Annotated in this window: 8 protein-coding genes and 2 tRNA genes; 2 read left to right on the top strand and 8 right to left on the bottom strand. The window is 68.6% G+C overall.

Going from position 1 to position 7,740, the window contains the following annotated elements:
* Window positions 1-241 precede the first annotated feature (241 nt).
* Window positions 242-1,717, top strand: a complete 1,476-nt coding sequence (locus ABDZ92_RS12195) for a lipopolysaccharide biosynthesis protein (RefSeq protein WP_125959282.1) — start codon at window positions 242-244, stop codon at window positions 1,715-1,717.
* 9 nt (window positions 1,718-1,726) lie between these two features.
* Here ABDZ92_RS12195 and ABDZ92_RS12190 read toward each other — a convergent pair whose 3' ends face one another.
* Entirely contained in the window at window positions 1,727-2,152 is a 426-nt protein-coding gene (locus tag ABDZ92_RS12190; protein ID WP_125959284.1) for a CBS domain-containing protein, read from the bottom strand.
* A gap of 71 nt (window positions 2,153-2,223) precedes the next feature.
* Here ABDZ92_RS12190 and ABDZ92_RS12185 point away from each other — a divergent pair, with 71 nt between their 5' ends.
* Window positions 2,224-2,544 (top strand): hypothetical protein, encoded by a 321-nt coding sequence (locus tag ABDZ92_RS12185; RefSeq protein ID WP_125959488.1) that lies wholly within the window; start codon window positions 2,224-2,226, stop codon window positions 2,542-2,544.
* A gap of 61 nt (window positions 2,545-2,605) precedes the next feature.
* On the opposite strand, the gene ABDZ92_RS12180 is transcribed toward ABDZ92_RS12185, so the two are convergent.
* From ABDZ92_RS12180 to ABDZ92_RS12150, 7 genes are all read right to left on the bottom strand, one after another.
* Complete coding sequence (locus tag ABDZ92_RS12180) at window positions 2,606-3,397, bottom strand: DUF4167 domain-containing protein (RefSeq protein WP_125959286.1); 792 nt, start codon at window positions 3,395-3,397, stop codon at window positions 2,606-2,608.
* 244 nt (window positions 3,398-3,641) lie between these two features.
* Entirely contained in the window at window positions 3,642-4,463 is an 822-nt protein-coding gene (prmC, locus tag ABDZ92_RS12175) for a peptide chain release factor N(5)-glutamine methyltransferase (protein WP_125959287.1), read from the bottom strand.
* A complete protein-coding gene (gene prfA / locus ABDZ92_RS12170) occupies window positions 4,460-5,536 on the bottom strand; it encodes a peptide chain release factor 1 (RefSeq protein ID WP_125959289.1) in 1,077 nt (358 codons plus the stop codon). The genes prmC and prfA overlap by 4 nt, the downstream gene beginning before the upstream one ends.
* Window positions 5,533-6,909 (bottom strand): histidine--tRNA ligase, encoded by a 1,377-nt coding sequence (hisS, locus tag ABDZ92_RS12165; RefSeq protein WP_241211713.1) that lies wholly within the window; start codon window positions 6,907-6,909, stop codon window positions 5,533-5,535. Before hisS ends, prfA begins: the two co-directional genes overlap by 4 nt.
* Window positions 6,910-6,989: 80 nt before the next feature.
* Window positions 6,990-7,063, bottom strand: a tRNA-Gly gene (locus tag ABDZ92_RS12160).
* Between the two features lie 217 nt (window positions 7,064-7,280).
* Entirely contained in the window at window positions 7,281-7,601 is a 321-nt protein-coding gene (locus ABDZ92_RS12155) for a YnfA family protein (RefSeq protein WP_125959489.1), read from the bottom strand.
* 49 nt (window positions 7,602-7,650) lie between these two features.
* Window positions 7,651-7,736 (bottom strand) — tRNA-Tyr (locus tag ABDZ92_RS12150).
* Between the last annotated feature and the right edge of the window lie 4 nt (window positions 7,737-7,740).

The following is a 7,740-nucleotide window of genomic DNA, read 5'->3' as shown; positions in this document are numbered from 1 at the left end:
ATGTCAAAGAACAAAACGCCGGCGCTCCAGCAAACCCCTCTTTCAAGAGGCGCTCAGCACCAGGTTTTTTGCGACCTCAGCAAGCGCTCCAGTTCGGTGCGCCGCTGCGGTGAACGGGTCTCTAGAGGCATCACCCAAACCCGTCAAACCCATTTTTCAAAAATGTGACGGAAGAGTTGAAAAGTCCCGGATTTCTGCGGTTTTTGTGGCGCACGGCGCCGGCTCGGCATAGGCCGGAACCATGGATGCGCCCCTTCAGGAGACGAATCGCCCCGCCGAATCGCTGCGGCAACAGGTCCGCTCTGCGATTCTGTGGCGCTCAGGCACGCAGATCGTCGGCCAGCTGATCGCATGGGCGTCCACCTTCCTGGTAATCCGGATCCTGAGCCCGCAGGATTACGGCCTGTTCGCCATGACCCAGGTCGTGCTGGTCGTGCTCAACATGCTGAACGGCTACGGCCTTGCGAGCGCACTGATCCAGAAGCCGGAGGTCGACGATCGCGCGATCCGGCAGCTGTTCGGGATGCTGCTGGTGCTGAACGGGGCACTCGCGATCCTCCAGATCGCGGCGGCACCGCTGGCGGCCACCTATTTCCGGCACCCCCAGGTCGCCGAACTGCTGCGCGTGCAGGCGCTGCTGTATCTCGCCACCCCCTTCATCGCCTTTCCCTATGCGCTGCTGAGCCGCGCGATGGATTTCCGACGCCAGGCGGCGGTGAACCTGCTCTCGGCCGTGCTGGGAGCCCTCGCGGCTCTTGGCGGCGCACTCGGGGGGCTGGGTGTCTGGACCCTGGTGCTGGCGCCGATGGTGCTGTTCGGGACGCGCGCCATCGGCATGATGGTGGCGGCGCGTGCATGGGTACGCCCGAGCTTCGACTTTCGAGGCGCCGGGGGGATCGCCCGCTATGGCGTCCTGATGGCGACGAGCCAGCTGTTCTGGGTCATCCAGAGCCAGGCCGACGTCTTCGTTGCCGGGCGGCACCTGGATGCCCATGCGCTCGGCATCTACACGACGAGCCTGTTCCTGGCGCAGATCCTGGTCGCGAAGTTCGTGCCGCCGATCAACGACGTCGCCTTTTCCGCCTATGCCCGGATCCAGCATGACCGCAGCTCGGTCGCCGCCGCGTTCCTGATGGGCGTTCGCATGGTGCTGCTGGTGGCGATGCCCTTCTACCTCGGCCTCGCGGTGGTGGCCGAGCCGCTGGTGTCGGTGGTTCTAGGCGAGAAGTGGCTGGAGACCGGCCCCGTCGTGGGGCTGCTCGCGCTCGCCATGCCGTTCCTGACCCTGCAGATCCTGTTCGCCCCGGCGTGCGATGCGTGTGGGCGGCCTGGCATCAGCGCGGGCAATGGTGCGATCGGGGCGATCCTGCTGCCGATCGCCTTTCTTGTCGGCGTGCGCCATGGCGTCCTGGGTCTCGCCACCGCCTGGCTCATTACCGCGCCCCTGTACCTCGCGCTTTGTGCGTGGCGGACGCTGCCGGTGATCGGGGTGCGCGCAGGGGCGCTCGCCGTGGCCGTCTGCCAGCCCTTGCTGGGGAGCGTCGGCATGGCGCTCGCCGTGCTGCTGGTCGACCAGCTGTTGCCGCCGCTCGCGCCCTTGCCGCGAGTGGCCATCCTGGTTCCGGCCGGAGCGCTGGTCTACGCGGGCTGGATGCTGACCTTCGGACGCGGGCTGCTGGCCGAGGCGCTGGCGCTGGTCCGGTCGCGACGGGCCTGAGGCCGTCGGTCAGCTGCCGATATAGGCGCGCATCGCCTGCGCCTCGGCCTCGATGCGTTCGATCCGGTGCTTCACTAGGTCGCCGATCGAGACGATGCCGACGAGACGGCCCGATTCGACCACGGGAAGATGGCGGATGCGCCGGTGCGTCATCAACGACAGGGCCGCGAGCACGGGCTCCTGCGGGGAGACGGTGACGGCGGGCGCGGTCATGGCCGCGGTCACCGGACGATCGAGCGTGGCCGCCCCGCCGTGATGCAGGCAGCCGATCACGTCGCGTTCCGAAAAGACGCCCAGGATCGAGTCTCCCTCGATCACCGGCACCGCGCCGATCCGTCGCTCGGCGAGGAGGTGGACGGCGTCGCCCACCGTCCTCCCGGCGTCGATGGAGACCACGTCATGGCCCTTGCCGCTCAGGATCACCGCGATGGTCATCGCACCCTCCTCTGCCGCCGCGTGCATCGACGAGGGTTGAGCATCCCATGTTTCGATGGGATTGCAAGACGATGCTGCACGATGAGCCTGATCCGCTGGACGATCCGACCTATGCGCGCTTCGCCTGGGGCCGGTTCCGGCGGCTGCTGAAGTGGATGGCCGCCGTCGCGGCGCTCGCCGCGGGCGTCGCGGTGGCGTTGCTGTGGCACCTGGTCGGTCCGCTGCCGATCCACATGGCGATCGCGACCGCGCTCGGTGTCGGCTTGTCGGTGTTGATGGCGGCGGTGCTGATGGGGCTGATCTTCCTGAGCTCGGGCACGGGCCACGATGCTGCAGTCGACCGGTTCGCACGCAAGGACCGCCCCGAGGCCGACTCTCCCGACACGGAATAACAAAAGGGCCGGCACCGCTGGTTGCGGTACCGGCCCCTTGTTTTCAGGCGTGCGCTCGACCTCAGGCGGCCGGCGGCATCACCTCGTCGTCGGCGCGGACGCGGCGGCGGCGGCGGGGACGCTCCTCACCCTCGCCTTCCACAGCACCGAGCGCCGGCGGCAGCCGGTCCGCATCGATCCCATGAGCCTCGGCCGCAGCCTCTGCCGGCTGCTCGGCGTCACGACGACGGGCGCGCGGGCGAGCGCGGGGCGTGCGCGCCTCTGCCTCCACCGGCTGCACGTCCGCATCGTTGGCGGCTTCGGCAGGAACCAGCTGCAACTGGTCCACGGGAGCGCCATCCACCTCGGTCTGAGTCACGGGCGGGCGTTCGCCGCGCGGCGCGCGCTCGGTCCGCGGACGTGCGTCCCGCTGAGGGCGATCCTCGCGCTGCGGACGATCCTCACGCTGGGACCGGTCTTCGCGGCGGGGGCGGTCCTCGCGCTGGCCCCGCTCCTCGCGCTGCGGGCGGTCGTTGCCGCCGTTCTCGCCCTCGAACTCGAACTCCTCGCCGTCGTCATCGGAGGCGAAGTCACCGCGCTGGCGCTGGTTCTCTTCGACGCGCGCGCGATTGTCGTTGAGCACGCGGAAATAGTGATCGGCGAACTGGAAGTAATATTCCGAGTTGACCCGATCGCCCTGCATCTGCGCGTCGCGAGCCAGGTTCTTGTACTTTTCCAGCAGCTGCGCGGCATTGCCGCGTGCACGACTGTCGATACGATTGCCGTTATCGGAACGGCCGGGGCTGCCGCCCCCGCCTTGAGGACGCTGCCCACCACGGCCGCGACGGCGGCCGGCTTGCCGGTTGTTTATCAACGTGTGTGTGTCCCGTTCAAAACTGTCCGTCGATCCTGTCGATCCCGGATGCTGCCTGTCGCGGAGACGCGCTCTTGCGCGACCCCGTCTGCCATGGCCACCGGACCGCAGTGGCGCGCATGACGCTGGAGGGGGCAGTGCCCCGAACTCACCTGTGACTGGTCGAAGGTGGCTTGCCCCGCCCCGGTCTTAGCGGCTGCACGGGCGATCTCCAAGGGGAAATATGGGGGTGCCGACGCCGGATTCAACGGGCAACGAGCGCGCGAGGGCGCCCGCCCAGATCCGGTGCGACGCGGGTTGAAAGCCCCTGGGCATGGAGCAGCGCGGACACCGCCTCCGCCTGGGTGAAGCCGATCTCCACCACCGCGATCCCGCCGGGCGCGAGCAGCCGCGCGAGTTGGGGTGCTAGCAGGCGATAGGCGTCCAGTCCGTCCGCCCCGGCGAACAAGGCCCCGGCGGGCTCATGCCCGACCACTTCCTGCGGCAGGCGCTCGTCCGTGCCGATATAGGGGGGGTTGGTGAGAACCAGGTCGAAGCGTGCGTCCAACGCCGCCGCCCAGTTGCCCAGCATGAAGCTCGCCCGCCCGCCCATGCCGAGCCGCTCGGCATTGCGGCGTGCATAGTCCAGGGCGTCGGTTGACCGGTCGACCCCGAGACCCTGCGCATCCGGCCATTGGTCCAGCGCAGCGAGCAGCAGCGTGCCGGGTCCGGTACCCAGGTCGAGCACGGTCGCCGGGGCGCGATCGGCGAAGTGCGCCACCGCCGCCTCGATCAGCGTCTCGCTGTCGGCGCGCGGGACCAACGCGCCCGGCCCCACCTCCAGATCGATCGTCCAGAAGGCGCGGCTGCCGGTCAGATAGGCGACCGGGGTATGCGCCAACCGCGCCTCGACGAGCGCGGAAAAGCCAGCCGGCACCGGATCGGCGAGGCGCCCGAGCAGCAGCGCATTGCGCTCGACTCCCATCGCGTGGGCCATCAGCAGTTCGGCATCGAGCCGCGGCGTGTCCGAGACGGTGGCGATCCGCTGTGCCGCCTCCCGCACCGCCTCGGCGGCGGTGGGCGTCACGCGGCGTCGAGCGTCGCCAGCCGCTCCGCCTCGTCCTCGGCGATCAGCGCGCCGATCAGCTCGTCCATCTCGCCCTCCAGGATTTCGGGCAGGCGGTGGAGCGTCAGGTTGATGCGGTGGTCGGTCACCCGCCCCTGCGGAAAATTGTAGGTGCGGATCCGCTCCGAGCGGTCGCCCGAGCCGACCATCGCCTTGCGCGTACCCGAGCGCTCGGACGCGAGCCGCTCGCGCTCGGCTTCGTACAGGCGGGTGCGCAGGACCTTGAGCGCCTTGGCCTTGTTCTTGTGCTGCGACTTCTCGTCCTGCTGGATCACCACCAGCCCGGTCGGCAGGTGGGTGATGCGGACGGCGGAGTCGGTGGTGTTGACCGACTGGCCGCCCGGACCCGACGAGCGATAGACGTCGATGCGCAGATCCTTGTCGTCGATCTGGACGTCGACTTCCTCGGCCTCGGGCAGCACCGCGACGGTCGCGGCGGAGGTGTGGATGCGCCCGCCGCTCTCGGTCACCGGCACGCGCTGGACGCGGTGGACGCCGCTTTCGAACTTCAGCCGCGCGAACACGCCCTGCCCCGTCACCGAGGCGACGACCTCCTTGAACCCGCCCGCGTCGGACACGCTGGCCGAGATCATCTCCACCCGCCAGCCGCGGCTGTCGGCATAGCGCTGGTACATGCGGAACAGGTCGCCCGCGAACAGCGCCGCCTCGTCGCCGCCGGTGCCGGCGCGGATTTCGAGCATCGCCGGGCGCTCGTCGGCCGCGTCGCGCGGCAGCAGCGCCAGCGCCAGCGCGTGCTCGGCCGCCGCCAGCCGCTCCCGGTTCTCGTGGAGTTCCTCGGCGGCCATGCGACGCAGTTCCTCGTCGCCGTCCTGGCTCATGTCCTCAAGCGATTCGGCCTCGGCCCGCAGCCGCCGGACGGCGCCCGCGGCCTCGGCCACGGGCTCCAGCTCGGCATATTCCTTGGACACCGCCACGAAGCGGTCGCCCGGCAGCTCGCCGGTCGCCATCAACGCCTGGAGTTCGTCGCGCCGCGCCTCGATCTGGGCGATGCGATCGGGAGAGATGGCGGTCATGCGCGTTCTATCAAATAGAACAACGCGCCAGTGGCAGCCGTTTCCTCGCCGGTTGAATAAGGCAGGTTCGTCTCGGCTGCTATGATGTCGAAGCCTCCGGCTCTCAGCGAACCCACGATGTCATCGAACTTGCCTGAAGGTACGCCGAACCTCCCGGTCCAAAAACGAAGGGTCGCAAGCTCCCCTCCTGCAGAGTCCTCAAGGAGAAGCATCGCTGCAGACTTTTTCCGAGCTTTCTCGAACAACTTGTTTCGACTACGACCCAAGTACCCTTCTACGCTGAGCAACGGCCGGTCGAACCTGGCAGAGGCATTCTTCCTCAGTGCGGGTACGATGCGCTGAACCACGAGATCCGTGCGGCTACCTCCCGAAATTACCGCCACATCGTTTACAGTGGTCTCGTCCGGGGAAGGCTCCTCCAGCAACATCGCCAGCCGCTCGATGCCGGCCGCCCAGCCCACGCCCGGCGTCTCGGGACCACCGAGCGAGCCGATCAGCCCGTCGTAGCGGCCGCCGGCGAGCACCGTGCCCTGGGCGCCGAGCCGATCGGTCACGAACTCGAATGCGGTGTGGCGGTAATAGTCGAGCCCGCGCACCAGCCGATCGTTGCGGGTCCACGCCACGCCCGCGGCGTCCAGCCCCGCCGTCACCGCGGCAAAGAAGTCGCGCGCCTCGCTAGTCAGGTAGTCGTCGATCCCCGGCGCGCTGTCTGCGACCGGGCGATCGCGCGGGTCCTTGGAGTCCAGGATGCGCAGCGGATTCTTGTCGAGCCGCGCCAGGCTGTCCTCGCTCAGCACGTCGCGGTGCGCCTCGAAGTGCGCGACCAGCGCGGCGCGCCACGCGTCGCGGGTTTCCGCATCGCCCAGCGTGTTGAGCTGCAACGTCACACCATCGGCGATGCCGAGCTCGTGGAGCAGCTGGTCGGCAAAGGCGAGAAGTTCGACATCGGCGCCGGGCTCGGCCGCGCCGATCACCTCGGCATCGATCTGGTGGAACTGGCGATAGCGCCCCTTCTGCGGCCGCTCGTAGCGGAACACCGGGCCGTGGGTCGCGATCTTGAGCGGGGCGAACTGCTGCCACCCGTCGGTCAGGTAGGCGCGGGCGATGCCGGCGGTGAACTCCGGGCGGAGCGTCAGCGAATCGCCGCCGCGATCCTCGAAGCTGTACATCTCTTTCGAGACGACGTCGGTGGTCTCGCCCAGCGAGCGCGCGAAGACGGCGGTCGATTCGAACACCGGCAGCTCGACGCGACTGAAGCAATAGAGTCGGCGGATGCGCTCGAAGGCGTCGACCACGCGGCCGAAGCGGCGCTGGTCTGCGCCGAAGATGTCCTGGGTGCCGCGGATGGGGCGGGGCGTTTCGATGCGGGCCATGGCGGCGCTCTCTAGGGCTGGTCCGCAGCTCCGGCAATCGCGCGGCGGGAACGCCGTGGCGGGCGGAGGCGGAAAGAAGGTGGAGCGGGTAACGGGAATCGAACCCGTGTATTCAGCTTGGAAGGCTGCTGCACTACCATTGTGCTATACCCGCCCGATGCGCCGGAGGTAGCCGCGCCAAGCGGCGGACGCAAGAGCCCCCTCCCCAACCGTTTGCCTCGAGTAGCCGTCGAGCTTGTCGAGACGGCGTATCGAGAGGTCGGCCGTTGTGGCTCTCTCGATACGGGCTCTCGACAAGCTCGATCCCTACTCGAGACAAACGGTGTGGGGGGAGGCGAGATCGGCTGAAGAGGGAGGTAGGGACCCGCCCCTCACCGCGGCCCAAACAGGATCGCCAGGCACCCCACCAGACACAGCCCCCCGCCGATCAGGTCGAAGCGGTCCGGCCGCAGCCCCTCGACCAGCCACATCCAGCCGAGCGAAGTCGCCACATAGATGCCGCCATAGGCCGCATAGGCGCGCGCCGCCGCGGGCGTGTCGGCAAAGGTGAGGATCCAGGCGAAGCCGGCAAGCGCGACCAGGCCGGGGATCAGCCACAAGGGCGATGCGCCGAGCCGCGCCCATTTCCAGAACGCGAAGCATCCGCCGATCTCAAGCATGGCTGCGGCGATGAAGATCAGGGGGGTCGGCAGCGCAGGTGTCCCTTTTTCCGGGAGAACCGATCCGCCGCGCCGGGGCGGATGGTGGAAGGGGCTGGATTCGAACCAGCGTACACTTGCGTGGGCAGATTTACAGTCTGCTGCCTTTAACCACTCGGCCACCCTTCCACGG

This window comes from Sphingomonas molluscorum (assembly GCF_039522995.1).
In the GTDB taxonomy this organism is placed as follows: domain Bacteria; phylum Pseudomonadota; class Alphaproteobacteria; order Sphingomonadales; family Sphingomonadaceae; genus Sphingomonas; species Sphingomonas molluscorum.
This window is presented reverse-complemented; position numbering and strand designations above follow the sequence as displayed.

What these genes read in the sequence shown, in the direction of transcription:
- hisS (WP_241211713.1), bottom strand. Translation starts at nt 6,909, where the DNA reads ATGGCCCGCATCGAAACGCCCCGCCCCATCCGCGGCACCCAGGACATC.
- ABDZ92_RS12195 (WP_125959282.1), top strand. Translation starts at nt 242, where the DNA reads ATGGATGCGCCCCTTCAGGAGACGAATCGCCCCGCCGAATCGCTGCGG.
- ABDZ92_RS12190 (WP_125959284.1), bottom strand. Translation starts at nt 2,152, where the DNA reads ATGACCATCGCGGTGATCCTGAGCGGCAAGGGCCATGACGTGGTCTCC.
- ABDZ92_RS12185 (WP_125959488.1), top strand. Translation starts at nt 2,224, where the DNA reads ATGCTGCACGATGAGCCTGATCCGCTGGACGATCCGACCTATGCGCGC.
- prfA (WP_125959289.1), bottom strand. Translation starts at nt 5,536, where the DNA reads ATGACCGCCATCTCTCCCGATCGCATCGCCCAGATCGAGGCGCGGCGC.